Here is a 13,910-nt window from a genome sequence, read left to right on the forward strand (position 1 = left end):
CCCGCTACATTGAATTATGGTGCCCGCACCCGGAGGTCGACGGCCGGACCCGGTCTACCGCCCGGTGCTGGCCGGCCGGCGGGGTGAACTGGAAGCCCTGGCCCACCTCGACGACGCCGCCGCGGCGCTGCTCGCCCCGGTCGTCGACGTCCCGCCCGACGATCCGTCCACAGCGGAGGCTCTCGGTCGACTTCCCGCCGGTCTGCTGCCGGCCGTCGACGCGTCGGCGCTGCCGGACGCCCCGGAACACGATCCGGTGCGCTGGGGCGTACCACTGGTGCCGGTGATCGGCCTCGCGGAGAGTGACCGACGGCTCGCCGCCCACGGGGTCGCGGCCCGGGCCTGGGCGCGGCGGGCCGTGGTCCGGCTGCGGACCGGCCCGGACCGGGCCGGCCCGGACGCCACCACCGCCGCGGTGGAGCGGGTGTGGCGGTCGACCGGGCTGATGCCGGAGCAGTGCGACCTGCTGCTGGACGCGGGGGACGTGTGCTGCCCCGCCGACGTCCGGCTGGCCGAGCCGCGGGTGCGCCGCGCGGCCGAGTGGGCGCGGCGGCACGCCTGGCGCTCGGTGACCGTGGCGGCGGGCGGGATGCCACCGGCGCTGTCCCGGCTCCCCACCGACGAGCCGGTGCGGCTGGAGCGCTACGACTGGCTGCTCTGGCAGCGCGTGGCCGACCTCCGCCTGGGCTACGGCGACTACGGCGTGAGTTGCGCGGCGCGCGGGGCGGACGCCCCCGGCGACCGGCTCCCGACGGTGCGGTGGACGGCGGAGGACGCGTGGTGGGTCTACCGCTGGTCCCGGCGGGGTGGGCGGGGCGACGAGCGCTTCGCCGACCTGTGCCGGACGCTGGTGGCCGCCCCGCACTGGCCGGCGGCCGGGGCCGGCTTCTCCTGGGGCGACCACGAGATCCTGCGCCGGGCCCGGCGCGGCGCGGGCGCGGGCTCGGCGGCCAACTGGATCGCCTGGAGCACGTCGCACCACCTGGCGCACGTGCTGGCCGCGCTCGCCGGTCCGGACCGGGAGCGGCGCGAGGGGTCGCCGTGGGCCGGCCGGGACGCCCCGGAGCGGGGACGCGCCGGCCGGCAGCGCGGCGGGGAGGCCCGCCGCGCCGGTTGAGTCACTCCTGCTCGGTGAAACCGAACTGGACGACGCCCTCCTCGTCGACGACCGCGTCGACCGAGGTGTCGTTGAGCAGTTCGGCGGCATCGGAGTCGAGGAAGATCCGGGCCCCCTGGGTGTCCACCACCTGGTCGCCCTGCACGGGCTCCGGGACCAGCTCGATGGAGAGCGCGCCGGCTTCGGTGTCGGCGGCGATGCGCAGCCCGCCCGCGTCACCGACGTCCTGCTGGGCGGCGAGGTCTCGGATCACCAGGACGGCGTTGTCGGTCATGGTCAGCATGGCGGAACTCCTCATGGCTGGGTTTCGGGATCCGCGGGCGACACGGCCCACGCGGTCGGCTCGCGACCCGGAAGTGGGCGAACCACCGTTCGCCGCACGGAAGCGGGGCGGTACACGGCCCCTCCCCACCCACGGTGCCCCCTGGACGGGGATCCGTCAAATGGAGTCGGCGGATCGGCCGCGGTCGGCGTGAACAGGGGTTTTCCCCTCCCGAGGGCCGGCGGATCCATAAGCTCGGGGAATGGACGACCCGCGCAGGTACGTCGCCGAGTTCCTCGGCTCGCTGCTGCTGATCTTCTTCGGCGTGGGCAGCGCCGTCTTCGCCCGGGTCCAGGGCGGCGTGGTGGTGGTCGCCCTGGCCTTCGGTTTCACCATGCTGGCGCTGGTGTACACGATGGGGCCGCTCTCCGGCAGCCACATCAATCCGGCCGTCACGTTGGGCGTGCTGCTCTCCGGGAAGATCTCCCCGTTGGGCGCGGTGGCGTACTGGATCGCCCAGTTCGCCGGCGCCACCGTCGCCGCGTTCGTGATCTGGGCACTCACCCGCTGGGGTGACGTGGTCGACCAGACCGGCGCGCTCGGCACCAACGGGTACGGCGCGCACATCAACCTGGGCGGCGCCGCCGTGCTGGAGACGGTGCTGACGTTCCTCTTCGTCCTGGTGGTGCTGGTGGTGACCGGCCGCGGTGAGCACGCCGCGTTCGCCGGGGTCCCGATCGGTCTCGCGCTGGCCGCCGCGCACCTGGTCGGCCTCACCCTGGACGGCACCTCGGTCAATCCGGCCCGGTCCTTCGGTCCGGCCCTGTTCCAGGGCGGCACCGCGCTGCGCCAGCTCTGGGTGTTCATCGTCTTCCCGCTGCTGGGCGGCGCGCTCGCCGCCCTGGCCGCGCCGCTGATCCTGCGCCGGGGGGCGGACGGTCCGGGACCGGCGGAGCGGGTGGCCACACCGCGCCCCTGAGGTTGCGCCGGCGGTTGGCAATAACCTTTCGCCGCGGAGGCTTTCCCGCAGGAAAACTCCATGGCAGCATCGACACATGCATCGCCGTCTCTTCATCCGGGCACTCGCGGTGTCGGTGCTGGTCGCCACCGCGGCCGCCGCCGGCCCCACCACCGCCACGGCCGAAGCGCCCACCCCCGCGCAGACCCGGCTGCACGCGACCATCGACGCGATCCTCGCCGACAGTCGGCTCGACGGCGCCCAGGCCGGCGTGGTCGTGGTCGACGCCGCCACCGGCCGCACCCTCTACGACCGCAACGGGCAACGGCGGCTCGTCCCCGCCTCGAACACCAAGCTGCTCACCTCGACCGCCGCGATGGAGCTGCTCGGCCCCGGGCACCGCTTCACCACCGACGTCAGCACCGACGGGCCGCGTCGCGCCGGGCTGCTCTCCGGCGACCTCTACCTGCGTGGCGGGGGCGACCCGACGATGCTGGCGGCGGACTACGACCAGCTCGCCGAGCAGGTCGCCGCGGCGGGCGTACGGGTGGTGACCGGCGACCTGGTCGCCGACGACACCCGCTACGACCGCAGCCGACTCGGCCCGGACTGGACCTGGGACGACGAGCCCTACTACTACGCGGCGCAGGTGTCCGCGCTGACCGTCGCCCCGGACACCGACTACGACGCCGGCACGGTGATCGTGCACGCCGAACCCGGGGCGCGGGCCGGCTCCCGGCCGAAGATCTCGATGACGCCGGACAACGGCTGGCTGCGCGTCGACAACCGGGCCCAGACCGTCGCCGGGGGCGAGACGACCCTCTCCATCGAGCGCGCGCACGGCGGCAACACCGTGGTGGTGACCGGGCAGATCGCGGTCGGTCAGACCACCGAGAGCGACTGGGTGACGGTCTGGGAGCCGACCGGCTACGCCGCCGACGTCTTCCGGTCCGCGCTGCGCCGGCACGGCGTACGGGTGCTCGGCCGGACCGTGCTCGGCGCGGCCACCCCGGACACCGCCCGGCCGCTGGCCCGGCACGACTCGATGCCGCTGGCCGATCTCATGGTGCCGTTCCTCAAGCTCTCCAACAACGGCCACGCCGAGGTGCTCACCAAGGAGTTGGGCCGGGTCCTCTCCGGCTCGGGCACCTGGGCCGCCGGCCTGTCCGCCATCGGCGAGTACGCCGGGGACGCCGGCGTGGACACCGGGACGCTGCGTCAGCGCGACGGCTCCGGGCTGTCCCGGCGCAACCTCGTCCCGCCGGCCCAGTTCGTCACGCTGCTGTCGGCGGTCCGCGCCGAGCCCTGGTTCGACACCTGGTACGCCGCCCTCCCGGTCGCCGGCAACCCGGACCGGTTGGTCGGCGGCACGCTGCGCAGCCGGATGGTCGGCACCGCCGCCGCGGACAACGTGCACGCCAAGACCGGCAGCCTGACCGGCGCGTCCGGCCTCTCCGGCTACGTCACCGACGCCGACGGCCGGCTGCTGGCCTTCTCGATCGTGCTCAACAACTACCTGACCTCGTCGGTCAAGGGTCTGGAGGACCAGATCGCGATCGCGCTGGCCACCTACACCGAGAAGGGGGCGACCACGGCCCGGATGACGGTGCCGACCGCGCCGGACTCACCCCGGGTGCCGGAGGGGCGGGAGTGTTCCTGGGTCAAGCCGGCCCTCTGTTGACCGGCGGCCCGGGCGCTCAGGCCCCCGGCCGGTAGGGGCGCGGGTCGGCGGTGGGGTCACCCCGCTCGACCAGCGCGTCGATCTCGGCCGGCGGCAGGCCACGCAGGGCGAGCACCCGGCGGCCCCAGCTGTGCAGGCGGCACGGGTGCGGGCTGGCGTCGTTGCGGCAGATCGTCCCGCCCGACCAGGACCGGGGCGCGTGCACCACCACCGCCCGCACGGCGAACTGGACGTCCTCGACCGTCACGTACGGCGGCAGCGGGATCTCCCGCAGCACACCGCCGTCGGGGGACGGGCGGGCGGGGGCCACGGGCGCGGGGCGGCTCATCGGTCGTTCCTCCACTGAGGATGGTCGGGCGGGACGTCGAAAACGTACGACGCCCCGCCCCCGACGCGACGGACAAACTGTCCCGGCGGTTCAGCCGCGGGCGGCCCGCATGCGGGCGGCGGTGCGGGCGGCGTCGTAGTCCGGGCCGACCCCGTCGAGGATGATCGTCTCCCCCTCGATGTTCCGGGTCCGCAGCGGCAGGATCTCCTGGTACGCCGGGGACGCGTACCAGGCGCGGGCCCGCTCGACGTCCGGGAACTCGACGATCACCACGGTGCCCGGCCACGTGCCCTCCAGGACCTCGGGCTCGGCACCGTGCACCCGGAACCGCCCGCCGAACGGCGCGAAGGTCGACTGCACCTTCTCGATGTATTCCAGGATCTCCTCGTTGAGCTGCGCGGGACGCAGGCTGGCGAGCGCGAACGCAGGCATGGTTCCTCCCCGGTGACGGCGCCGGTCTCGCGACGCGGCAGGTGCCACCGATTCTGCGCGGGCGTCCGCGCCCGGTCGATTACCCGGCGGGTAAGCGCGGTCAGATCCGCTCCAGCACCACCACCGGGATCTCCCGGTCGGTCTTCGTCTGGTACTCGTCGTACGCCGGCCAGACGGACGTCATGGCACGCCACATGCGCGGCTTCTCCTCCGGCGTCGCGGTGCGCGCCCGGGCCCGGAACGTGTCCGGGCCGACCTGCACCGTGACCTCGGGGTCGGCGAGGAGGTTCAGATACCAGGCCGGATGCCGCGGCGATCCGCCGCGCGAGGCGACCACCAGGTACGCGTCGCCGTCCCGACCGTAGATCAGGGCGGTGCGCCGCAGGTCACCGGAGCGCCGGCCCCGGGTGGTCAGCAGCAGGGTGAACACCCCGGGCCGCCACTCGTGCCCCTCCGCACCGCCGGTCTCCACATAGCGCCGGATGTGGTCGGCGACCCACCCCTCGGGACTGTCGCGCACCTGCTCGCTGGTGGTCATCGCCTCGCTCCGGAGATCGTTCGGGCTGGTCCGGCCCACGGTACCGCCGGCCCGGGCCGGGCACCCGGCGATCGTCGATCAGCGCAGCGCGGCGGCCTGGAGACTGACGTTCCCGCACTGGCCGAGCGACTCCTCCACGGTCCAGCTCAGCAGCAGTTTCGCGCCGCGCGGAGCCCGGAACCGGATGGTGAAGTCGGCGGTGAGCGCGGTGTGCGGATCCTCCATCCGGACCGTGCTGACCGGACCGCCGGCGACCCGGACGTCGAGCCGGCCCCGGGCCATCCACAGCCCGGCGTAGAGGTGCACGGTGCGCTGCTGCCCGTCGGCGGCCACGGTCAGGGTGAAGCCGCTGCCCCGGTCGCAGGTGTAGACGCCCGACATGGTGCCGCTGGCCGAGCGGACCGGCACGCCGTCGCGCCAGGCGTACTCCTCCGGGTTGTTGCTGTAGCTCTCCCGCCGCCCCCGGCCGCCCTCGTCCCGGATCGCGCCGGAGCCGCCCCGCTTGCGTACCGTGCGGTCGGCGCCGAGCAGTCCCCAGTGGACCCAGTCGACGGCACCGACGGCGCTGAGGTCGACGGTGGCCGGCACCTCGGCGCGGCTGACCGCGAGCGTGGGGGCCACCGGGGACGGGGCCACCGTGGACGGCGACGGGCTCGGCGACGGCGGCCGCTGCCGGGGTCGCAGGCCGGGAGTGGCGACCGCGCCGTCCCCCTCGCTCGGCAGCCCGACCCGGCCGGTCGGCGCCACCGGCAGCGCCGCGCTCTCCTCGCGGGGTGTGTCGTGGTGCTCGGTGCCCAGATAGGCCACCAGCGCGGCCAAGCAGAGGAACGCGGCCAGACCCTCCAGCGCCAGCCGTCGCCGGCGCCGCAGTCGGCGCAGCGCGGACCGGGTGTTCGGGCGGCCCTCACGGTGTGAGCCGGGGCCGGTTCGCGAACGATCCTCCTCGCCCACACACCCTCCGCTTCGGGTCACCCGGCGCCGTCGAGGGGCGACCGGAGCGCGACGGGCTTCACGGTGTCACCGGACGGCCCTTTGCGCCATATGTGGGCCGACGGGCGTTTCCAGTTCGTTACCAAGCGGTAGCGGTCCGGACCGGCCGCGCGGTCGCTCAGCTTACCGTGATCGCTTCCAGCGACACCCCGTCGTTCTGCCCCCCGGTCACCGTGAGCGCCCGCCAGGTGATCAGCAACCGCTGACCGCGGGGCGCCCGGAAGTGCACCACGTACTGGTAGAAGCGGTCGCCCCGGGCCAGCGCCACCTCCCGGACGGCCGGGTCGTGGCCGCCGGGAAGCGACACGTCGAGACGCGCCCCGGCCGAGAACGCGCCGACGAACAGCCGCACCGTCCGCAGGTCCCCGCTGCCGGCCACGGCGAGCGTGAAGGTCTTCCCGGCGCCCCGCTGGAAGACGCCCGCCCGGGTGCCCTCCTCCCGCGCGGTGGGGGTGCCGTCGGTCCAGTTGAGGTCGGCGACCCCGGCGTTGTGCTCCAGCCGGTCACCGCCCGGGTCCTCGATCTCGCCGGTGCCGCGCTGCTTGCGCTGCACGCTGTCCGCGCCGGTGCCGCCCCAGTGCCGCCAGTCCCGGGTCCCGAGCAGGCTGAGCGACACCGACGGGGGCACCGGTTCCTGGTCGAGGTCGAGCAGCGGCCCACCGGGCAGGGCCGGGTTGCCGGTGTCCGGCACCACTGTGGGGGGCGCCGCGGTCGGGGCCGGCGCCGACGCGGTGGGCGCCGCCGCGGGCGGGCCCGAACGCCGTCCGGCCGGTGGCTCCGGCGACCGCGCCGCGTACGCCAGCGCCACCACCGTCACGGTCAGCGCGGCGGTGGTGAGGACGACCCGTCGGCGTCGCCGCCGGGCGCGGGCCGCGGCCACCCGGGTGGCCGGCTGGTCGGGCGCCGACGCCGGCCCGGGGCGCGCGGCCTCGGGCAGCCGGGCGGACGACGCCCGCACCCGGGCGGTGAGCGGGCCGGCCAGGTCGGCGAGCCGGGCGCGGAGACTCTCCGGCGCCGAGTGCCGACCCGGCGTTCTCCCGTCCCACGCCCCGTCGAGGTGGGGCGACACCGGCACGCCCCGCGTCGCGGGGCCGTCGCCGTCGCCGTCGCCGGCCGACGATCGGGCGGGCGCCGGACCGACTGGTCCGGGCCCGGTCGGTACCGGTCCGGCCGGTACGGGTCCGACCAGCGGGGACCCGCCGACGGCGGGGTGCGCCGGCATCGCGTCGACCACGGGCGCCTCACCCGCGTGCTCCGCCGTCGGGGGTTCCGGGCCGACCGGAGGGCCCGCGGGGAGGTCCGGATCGCCGGGCAGGCGGCGTGGCCCGGCGGGCGCCGGCGGCGTGCCGGCCGGCCCGTCCGGTACGGCGGGCAGCCAGCCGCCGACCCGGATTCCGGACTGCGTGAGTTCGTCCTCGGCCACGGACCCTCCCTCGGCCACCGCGCCGGCGGCCGTCACCGTGGCTCGCCGCAGGGCAGGATGACACACCCCTCGATCGTCGAGAAGCCGTCGACCCAGGCCAATTTCCCGACAGTCGCCGCGCGCCCGCCGCCGTTCCGGCGGGGTGGCCCCTTCCGAACGGACCGGTTGCCGCCAATCCCCCGAGGTGGCGGGTGATCCGGGCCGGGTCAGCGCCGCTCGCGGCGGCGGAGCCCACGGTCCGGGTGCCAGCTCTCGATCAGCAGGTGGTCCGGCGGGTCCCCGACCCGGGTCAGCACCACCTCGGTCACCTCGACCCGGAACCGGTGCGAGCCGTCCTCGGCCGGCGGCTCCTCGTGCGCCCGGCCGGCGATCTTCGCGTCCCCGGCCCAGGCGGACGGATCGTCCGGCGGCGTGTCCTCGGTCGGGCTGTGCACTGCCACCCGAGGATCACGTCGCAGGTCGAGGGCCTTCACGGCGCCGGCCATGCTGCCCAGCCGGAGCTGCCCGTCGTCGCCGAAGTCGACCTCGGTGCCGCTGATCCGGGGTGAGCCGTCCCGCCGTAGCGTCGCCATCGTGGCGTGCTTGCGGACCGCGAAACAGGCCCGCACCCGCGCCGCGAAGTCGGGCTCGGACGCCACCAGGTCGGACCACCACGTCATGGGCCCAGTCTGTCCGGGAAACCTGACAGGGCGCGGCGTCTTTTCCCGCGAACTCAGCCGACCTGGAACCCGAGCGCCTGGGCCAGCAGCACCGCCTGCTCGGCGTCGATCCGCGCGCCGGCCCGCTCCACCGCTGTCGGGTCGAGCGCGGACAGGTCACTGCCCCGCAGGTCGGCGCGGCTCAGCTTGACCGCGTGCAACTGGGCGCCGGAGAGGTCGACGCCGGTGAGCACCGCGCCGGTCAGGTCGGCCCCGGTCAGGTCGGCCTCGCGCATCCGTACGTCGGTGAACCGCGCGCCGCGCAGGTCGGCGCCGGGCAGCGCGACGAAGGACCAGTCACCCCGGTCGACCCGCAGCGGGCGCAGGTCGCAGCGGTCGAAGGTGCTGCCGACCAGCTTGCAGCCGGTGAACTCGGCCTCGAACAGGTTGCACCGGGTGAAGGAGCACCGGGTGAACGCCGAGTCGGTGTGCCGGGAGGCGTTGAACGCCACGGAGCCGAAGACGCACTCGGTGAAGACCGCGCCCCGGCTGACCGCCTCGGTCAGGTCGACGTCGAAGAACTCGCAGCGCACGAAGTGGCGGTCGACCAGGTCTTCCGCGTACCAGTCCTGCTGGCGGTAGGTGACGTCCTCGACCGGTTCGGGCATGCCGCCGACACTAGTGTGGGCGGCCGACACTTCCCGCCCGCCGTACCGGCCGGTAGGTTCGCGTCGTGAGTGTCGCAGTGAGCACCGAGCCCGACCGCGTCGGCTTCGACCCCGCCCGGCTGGCGCGGATCGACCAGCACTTCGCCCGCTACGTGGACGACGGCCGGCTCGCCGGCTGGCAGATCGTCGTCACCCGGCGGGGCGAGATCGCCCACTCGGCCACCTACGGGCTGCGCGACCGGGAGGCCGGCACGCCGGTCGAGGCGGACACGCTCTGGCGCATCTACTCGATGACCAAGCCGATCACCTCGGTCGCCGCGATGATGCTCTGGGAGGAGGGCCGGTTCGAGCTCAACGACCCGGTCAGCCGCTGGCTGCCGGAGTTCGCCGACGTCCGGGTCTACGACAAGGGCTCCGTGCTCAAGCCCTACACCGTGCCGGCGACCGAGCCGATCCGGATCTGGCACCTGCTCACCCACACCGCCGGCCTGACGTACGGCTTCGCCCAGGTCTCGGTGGTCGACGGCCTCTACCGGGCGGCGGGCTTCGACCTGGGCGTGCCGGCCGGCGCGGACCTCGCCGCGGCCTCGGCCGGTCTGGCCCGCCTGCCGCTGCTGTTCCAGCCCGGCACGAGCTGGAACTACGGCGTCTCCACCGACGTGCTGGGCCGCCTGGTCGAGGTGGTCTCCGGGCAGTCGCTGGAGGCGTTCTTCGCCGAGCGGATCCTGCGCCCGCTCGGGATGACCGACACCCGCTGGTGGGTCGACGCGGCGGACGCCAAGCGGCTGGCCGCCCTCTACACCCCGCACCCGGCGACCGGCCAGGCGGTACGCGCCGACGGCGTCGGCCGGGCGGCGCTGGCGGAGCCGAGCTGGCACTCCGGCGGCGGCGGTCTGGTCTCCACCGCCGCCGACTACCACCGCTTCACCCAGTTCCTGCTGCGCGGCGGCGAGCTGGACGGGGTCCGCCTGCTCGGCCCCCGCACGCTGCGCTTCATGACCCGCAACCACCTGCCCGGCAACCGGGACCTCGCCTCGTTCTCCCCGGAGGGCTTCGCCGAGACCGTCGTGGACGGGATCGGCTTCGGGCTGGGCTTCGCCGTGGTGCTGGACCCGGTGCCGTCGCGGGTGCCCAGCAGCGTGGGCGAGTACTACTGGGGCGGCCTGGCCAGCACCGCGTTCTGGGTGGACCCGGTGGAGGAGGTCACCGCGCTGTTGTTCACCCAGCTCATGCCGTCGAGCACCTATCCGCTGCGCAGCCAGTTGCGCCAGCTCGTCTACTCCGCGCTCGTCGACTGACCGGTTCGGCGGAACGGCACCCGCCCGGCAGCCCGCTGCCTAGCCTGTGAGGCATGAGCGACATCGTCGTGTTCGGCGCCGGCGGGACGGCCGGCTCCCGGATCGCCGCCGAGGCGGTCGAGCGGGGGCACCGGGTCACCGCGGCGGTACGCCGCCCCGAGGCCGTCGGCTACCTGCCGCCCGGCGTCCGCACGGTCACCGGCGACGCCACCTCGGCGCGGAGCGTACGCGAGCTGGCCGAGGAGGCGGACGTGGTCGTGGTGGCCATCGGCGGCGGGGAACGCGCGCTGTGGCGCGACGCCGCCCGGACGCTCGTCGACACGCTGCGCGAGCTGCCGGACCCGCCCCGGGTGATCCACGTCGGCGGCGGCGCGACGCTGCTCACCCCGAAGGGCACCCGCTACCTGGACGAGCCGGACTTCCCGGCCGACTACCGCGACTCGGCCGAGGGCCAGGCCGACGCGCTGGAGTTCTACCGCTCCAGCGCCGACGGGGTGACCTGGACGTACGTCTCCCCGCCGCCGCTGGAATTCCACCCGGGCGAGCGGACCGGGCACTACCGCACCGGCACCGACCACCCGGTGACCGACGCGCAGGGACGCTCGGTGCTCACCTACGAGGACCTGGCGGTGGCGATCGTCGACGAGATCGAGAACCCGAGGTTCGGCAACGCGCGGTTCACCGCCGCGTACTGATCAGTCGGCCAGCCGGGCCGGGAAGCCGCCGGTGGCGATCGGACCCCAGGAGGAGATCGTGACCCGGATCAGCGACTTGCCCTGCTTCACCATGGCCGCCCGGTACTCGTCCCAGTCCGGGTGCTCCCCGGAGATGCTGCGGAAGTAGTCCACCAGCGGCTCCAGCGCCTCGGGCAGGTCGAGCACCTCGGCCGTGCCCTCCACCTGCACCCACGGGCCGTCCCAGTCGTCGGAGAGCACGCACGCCGAGACGCGCGGATCACGACGGATGTTGGCCACCTTGGCCCGCTCCGGATAGGTGGAGACGACCAGCCGGCCCTCGGCGTCGACCCCGCAGGAGACCGGGGAGGACTGAGGGCGGCCGTCGGAGCGGGTCGTCATCAGCACGACGCGGTGCCGGGGGCGGAGGAACTCGGTCAGGGCGTCCCGGTCGACCCGGGTGTTGCGCGCGATGCTGCGTGGCATCCCTCGGTTCTACCAGGCCGGCGGCCGGATCTCAGCGCGGGCGGCCGGCGGCCCGCCGCGGGGAGACCTGCTCCGGCACACGGGGGCGCGCGGTCGGCCGCCAGGCGCGGCCGTTGGCGTAGATCACCCGGAAACCGAGGTACGCGGCGAGCGGCGCCCAGTGCGCCGAGCCCATCCGCAGCTCGGCGGCGTTGTGCCGCTGCCCGTTGGCCAGCACGTCGAGCAGCACGGTCTCGAAGGCGGCCGACTCGACCCAGTCGACCTCGCGGGTGAAACCGCAGACCAGCGCCGCCCCGGTGACATCGAGGAACCCGCGCAGCGCGGCGTCCGAGGCGCGCAGCACCGAACAGCTGCCGAAGTAGAGGCGGCGCCCCTCGCAGCGGCCGGCCATCCGCTCGGCCACGTCGGCCAACTCCACCGAGTCCCAGTCGGTGAGGCAGAGCCGGCTCGGCTCGCCGTGCATGGCGAAGAAGCCGACCCGGTGGTCCGCGTACTGCTTGAGCAGCCACCGGTCGAGGAAGTAGAACAGCTCGTCGCGGGTGGCGGCGTCCTTGTGGATGTAGCGGATCCGGCCCAGCCGTTCGAGCAGTTCGAGGGTGGGCAGGACCGAGCCCCGCTCGTTGAGGTCACGGTGCCACTGCCCCTCGACGCAGAACACGCCGCCACGCGCCAACGCCCACCTCCCCGCCCGCGAGGGTCGCCGCCCGGGTCGCCCCGGGCCCGGCAGCAGACGTTACCGCCCCCGTCCGACAGGTGACATCACCCTCGGTGTCACCCCGTGCGCTGATGGTGCCCGCCCGTCCGATTCACAAACGCCACTATTCACAGGCAATGCCCAGCAACAAGCAAATGCGAGAACAATTTCCGCTAATCACCACGAAGGAGCCCGGCGGCTGTCACGGTGAGAAGGACGGGACGTAGCGGTCGATGTGCCCCGTCCCAACCCCAGTTCCGCTCTCATCGGGAGGACTCCTGTGCGCGTCAACACCCTGAAGCGGGCGGCCGTCGCGTTCGCGCTGGCCCTGCCCGGGGCCGCCGTCGCGACGGTCGTCGCCGCACCGGCGGCCCACGCCGACGGCTGCTACACCTGGCCCCGCACCCTGTCCCAGGGACGCTCCGGCGAGGACGTCCGGCAGCTCCAGATCCGGGTGGCCGGCTGGGCCGGATACGCCGGCGTCGTCCGGATCGACGGGAAGTACGGCCCGGAGACGGCCGCCGCGGTCAAGCGCTTCCAGTCCGCGTACGGACTGCGCGCCGACGGCGTGGCCGGACCGCAGACCTTCGCCAAGATCTACGACCTCCAGGACGACGACTGCACGCCGAAACACTTCAGCTACAGCGAGCTGGACAACGGCTGCGGCAAGGGCGGGTGGAGCGGGGGCCCGCTCTCGTCGTCCGCCACCCGGGAGAACGCGGTACGCATCATGTGGAAGCTGGAGGCGCTGCGCCGCAGCCTCGGCGACAAGCCGCTCTACGTGTCCAGCGGGTTCCGCAGCATCGCCTGCAACAAGCAGGTCGGCGGCGCCGCGGACAGCCAGCACCTCTACGGCAACGCGGCCGACCTGACCTCGCGGGACCGGACCCTCTGCGAGATCGCCCGCTCGGCCCGGGACCAGGGCTTCAGCGGCATCTACGGCCCCGGCTACCCGGACCACGACGACCACACCCACGTGGACTCGCGTCGGGAGAACACCAAGGACAAGACGGCGAACACCACCGACTGGTCGGCACCGGACTGCGCGGTCAACTGACCTTGAGGACGACGGCAGCCCGGCGCGGGGGTGGGGGCTCCCCGCGCCGGGCCGCCGCCGTCGTGACCCCGGTACGGCGCGGCCGACGCCACGTCGCGACCCGAGGGACGGGCGTCAGCTCGCCCGGGGCCAACGCGGCCGGGCGACCGGGGCGGGCCGCCCGGCGACGGGTCGCGGACCGGGCCGCACCGGCGGCGCGGCGACCCGTGGGACCGGACCCCGCGCGACCGGGACGGCGGACCGGGACGGCTGGCCCGGGGCGCCCGGCCGGACGGGCTGACCGGCGGCCGGACGGGCCGACGGCCCGCCCAGCACGAACGGGAACGGTACGTGCACGAACGGATTGCCGTGCCGGATCAGCGCGTCGATCTGACGCTCGTTGAGGCCGTGCGTCTCCAGCACCCGGCGCCCCCAACGGTGCAACCGGCAGGGGAACGCCGCCCCGTCGTTGCGGCACTTCGGCCCCGCGGGCCACTCCTCGGCGGCGTGCACCACCACCGCCCGGACCGCGAGGCGGACGTCCTCCGGGGTCAACGGCGCCGGCATCGGCACCTCGCCCAGGATCTGGTCGATGGGATCCGTCGACTGCTCACCAACTCGCACGGCAGGCCTCCCGCAGCTCGGCAGCGGTGCGGCGGACCGGCCGCACCACATCCTCGACCACTG

At 74.6% G+C, this 13,910-nt stretch carries 17 protein-coding genes; 6 read left to right on the forward strand and 11 right to left on the reverse strand.

Going from position 1 to position 13,910, the window contains the following annotated elements:
* Positions 1-16: 16 nt before the first annotated feature.
* The gene (locus tag CO540_RS13840) at positions 17-1,117 is read left to right on the forward strand and encodes a hypothetical protein (RefSeq protein ID WP_172967846.1); all 1,101 of its coding nucleotides are present in this window, start codon (positions 17-19) and stop codon (positions 1,115-1,117) included.
* Between the two features lies 1 nt (position 1,118).
* On the opposite strand, the gene CO540_RS13845 is transcribed toward CO540_RS13840, so the two are convergent.
* The gene (locus CO540_RS13845) at positions 1,119-1,400 is read right to left on the reverse strand and encodes an iron-sulfur cluster biosynthesis family protein (RefSeq protein WP_099162367.1); all 282 of its coding nucleotides are present in this window, start codon (positions 1,398-1,400) and stop codon (positions 1,119-1,121) included.
* Between the two features lie 241 nt (positions 1,401-1,641).
* On the opposite strand from CO540_RS13845, the gene CO540_RS13850 reads away from it, so the two are divergent.
* Both CO540_RS13850 and dacB read left to right on the forward strand, forming a co-directional pair.
* Positions 1,642-2,358 carry an MIP/aquaporin family protein gene (locus tag CO540_RS13850; RefSeq protein WP_099162368.1) on the forward strand — a complete coding sequence of 239 codons (717 nt, stop codon included), beginning with the start codon at positions 1,642-1,644 and terminating at the stop codon, positions 2,356-2,358.
* Between the two features lie 76 nt (positions 2,359-2,434).
* Positions 2,435-4,018: a D-alanyl-D-alanine carboxypeptidase/D-alanyl-D-alanine-endopeptidase gene (gene dacB, locus CO540_RS13855; RefSeq protein ID WP_099162369.1), complete on the forward strand. Its 1,584-nt coding sequence runs from the start codon at positions 2,435-2,437 to the stop codon at positions 4,016-4,018.
* A 16-nt stretch (positions 4,019-4,034) separates the two neighbouring features.
* On the opposite strand, the gene CO540_RS13860 is transcribed toward dacB, so the two are convergent.
* From CO540_RS13860 to CO540_RS13890, 7 genes are all read right to left on the reverse strand, one after another.
* The gene (locus CO540_RS13860) at positions 4,035-4,346 is read right to left on the reverse strand and encodes a hypothetical protein (RefSeq protein WP_091581115.1); all 312 of its coding nucleotides are present in this window, start codon (positions 4,344-4,346) and stop codon (positions 4,035-4,037) included.
* Positions 4,347-4,436: 90 nt separating this feature from the next.
* The gene (locus CO540_RS13865; RefSeq protein WP_099162370.1) at positions 4,437-4,778 is read right to left on the reverse strand and encodes a DUF1330 domain-containing protein; all 342 of its coding nucleotides are present in this window, start codon (positions 4,776-4,778) and stop codon (positions 4,437-4,439) included.
* A gap of 100 nt (positions 4,779-4,878) precedes the next feature.
* Entirely contained in the window at positions 4,879-5,316 is a 438-nt protein-coding gene (locus CO540_RS13870) for a nitroreductase family deazaflavin-dependent oxidoreductase (RefSeq protein ID WP_099164749.1), read from the reverse strand.
* 78 nt (positions 5,317-5,394) lie between these two features.
* Entirely contained in the window at positions 5,395-6,267 is an 873-nt protein-coding gene (locus tag CO540_RS13875; protein ID WP_253866665.1) for a hypothetical protein, read from the reverse strand.
* A 157-nt stretch (positions 6,268-6,424) separates the two neighbouring features.
* Positions 6,425-7,729, reverse strand: a complete 1,305-nt coding sequence (locus CO540_RS30920; protein ID WP_253866666.1) for a hypothetical protein — start codon at positions 7,727-7,729, stop codon at positions 6,425-6,427.
* A 206-nt stretch (positions 7,730-7,935) separates the two neighbouring features.
* On the reverse strand, positions 7,936-8,388 hold the full coding sequence (locus CO540_RS13885) for a pyridoxamine 5'-phosphate oxidase family protein (protein WP_099162371.1): 453 nt from the start codon (positions 8,386-8,388) through the stop codon (positions 7,936-7,938).
* 53 nt (positions 8,389-8,441) lie between these two features.
* Complete coding sequence (locus CO540_RS13890) at positions 8,442-9,035, reverse strand: pentapeptide repeat-containing protein (RefSeq protein WP_099162372.1); 594 nt, start codon at positions 9,033-9,035, stop codon at positions 8,442-8,444.
* 65 nt (positions 9,036-9,100) lie between these two features.
* Between CO540_RS13890 and CO540_RS13895 the strand changes: the two genes are divergently transcribed.
* Both CO540_RS13895 and CO540_RS13900 read left to right on the forward strand, forming a co-directional pair.
* Positions 9,101-10,333, forward strand: a complete 1,233-nt coding sequence (locus CO540_RS13895) for a serine hydrolase (RefSeq protein WP_099162373.1) — start codon at positions 9,101-9,103, stop codon at positions 10,331-10,333.
* 53 nt (positions 10,334-10,386) lie between these two features.
* The gene (locus CO540_RS13900) at positions 10,387-11,028 is read left to right on the forward strand and encodes an NAD(P)-dependent oxidoreductase (protein ID WP_099162374.1); all 642 of its coding nucleotides are present in this window, start codon (positions 10,387-10,389) and stop codon (positions 11,026-11,028) included.
* On the opposite strand, the gene CO540_RS13905 is transcribed toward CO540_RS13900, so the two are convergent.
* Both CO540_RS13905 and CO540_RS13910 read right to left on the reverse strand, forming a co-directional pair.
* The gene (locus CO540_RS13905; protein WP_099162375.1) at positions 11,029-11,493 is read right to left on the reverse strand and encodes a PPOX class F420-dependent oxidoreductase; all 465 of its coding nucleotides are present in this window, start codon (positions 11,491-11,493) and stop codon (positions 11,029-11,031) included.
* 31 nt (positions 11,494-11,524) lie between these two features.
* Complete coding sequence (locus CO540_RS13910) at positions 11,525-12,166, reverse strand: DUF6642 family protein (RefSeq protein WP_099162376.1); 642 nt, start codon at positions 12,164-12,166, stop codon at positions 11,525-11,527.
* Between the two features lie 301 nt (positions 12,167-12,467).
* Between CO540_RS13910 and CO540_RS13915 the strand changes: the two genes are divergently transcribed.
* Complete coding sequence (locus CO540_RS13915; RefSeq protein ID WP_099162377.1) at positions 12,468-13,244, forward strand: D-Ala-D-Ala carboxypeptidase family metallohydrolase; 777 nt, start codon at positions 12,468-12,470, stop codon at positions 13,242-13,244.
* A gap of 114 nt (positions 13,245-13,358) precedes the next feature.
* Here CO540_RS13915 and CO540_RS13920 read toward each other — a convergent pair whose 3' ends face one another.
* A complete protein-coding gene (locus CO540_RS13920) occupies positions 13,359-13,847 on the reverse strand; it encodes a hypothetical protein (protein WP_099162378.1) in 489 nt (162 codons plus the stop codon).
* Between the last annotated feature and the right edge of the window lie 63 nt (positions 13,848-13,910).

This window comes from Micromonospora sp. WMMA2032 (assembly GCF_002688545.1).
Classification (GTDB): Bacteria; Actinomycetota; Actinomycetes; order Mycobacteriales; family Micromonosporaceae; genus Micromonospora; species Micromonospora sediminicola.

What these genes read in the sequence shown, in the direction of transcription:
- CO540_RS13840 (WP_172967846.1), top strand. Translation starts at nt 17, where the DNA reads ATGGTGCCCGCACCCGGAGGTCGACGGCCGGACCCGGTCTACCGCCCG.
- CO540_RS13845 (WP_099162367.1), bottom strand. Translation starts at nt 1,400, where the DNA reads ATGCTGACCATGACCGACAACGCCGTCCTGGTGATCCGAGACCTCGCC.
- CO540_RS13850 (WP_099162368.1), top strand. Translation starts at nt 1,642, where the DNA reads ATGGACGACCCGCGCAGGTACGTCGCCGAGTTCCTCGGCTCGCTGCTG.
- dacB (WP_099162369.1), top strand. Translation starts at nt 2,435, where the DNA reads ATGCATCGCCGTCTCTTCATCCGGGCACTCGCGGTGTCGGTGCTGGTC.
- CO540_RS13860 (WP_091581115.1), bottom strand. Translation starts at nt 4,346, where the DNA reads ATGAGCCGCCCCGCGCCCGTGGCCCCCGCCCGCCCGTCCCCCGACGGC.
- CO540_RS13865 (WP_099162370.1), bottom strand. Translation starts at nt 4,778, where the DNA reads ATGCCTGCGTTCGCGCTCGCCAGCCTGCGTCCCGCGCAGCTCAACGAG.
- CO540_RS13870 (WP_099164749.1), bottom strand. Translation starts at nt 5,316, where the DNA reads ATGACCACCAGCGAGCAGGTGCGCGACAGTCCCGAGGGGTGGGTCGCC.
- CO540_RS13885 (WP_099162371.1), bottom strand. Translation starts at nt 8,388, where the DNA reads ATGACGTGGTGGTCCGACCTGGTGGCGTCCGAGCCCGACTTCGCGGCG.
- CO540_RS13890 (WP_099162372.1), bottom strand. Translation starts at nt 9,035, where the DNA reads ATGCCCGAACCGGTCGAGGACGTCACCTACCGCCAGCAGGACTGGTAC.
- CO540_RS13900 (WP_099162374.1), top strand. Translation starts at nt 10,387, where the DNA reads ATGAGCGACATCGTCGTGTTCGGCGCCGGCGGGACGGCCGGCTCCCGG.
- CO540_RS13905 (WP_099162375.1), bottom strand. Translation starts at nt 11,493, where the DNA reads ATGCCACGCAGCATCGCGCGCAACACCCGGGTCGACCGGGACGCCCTG.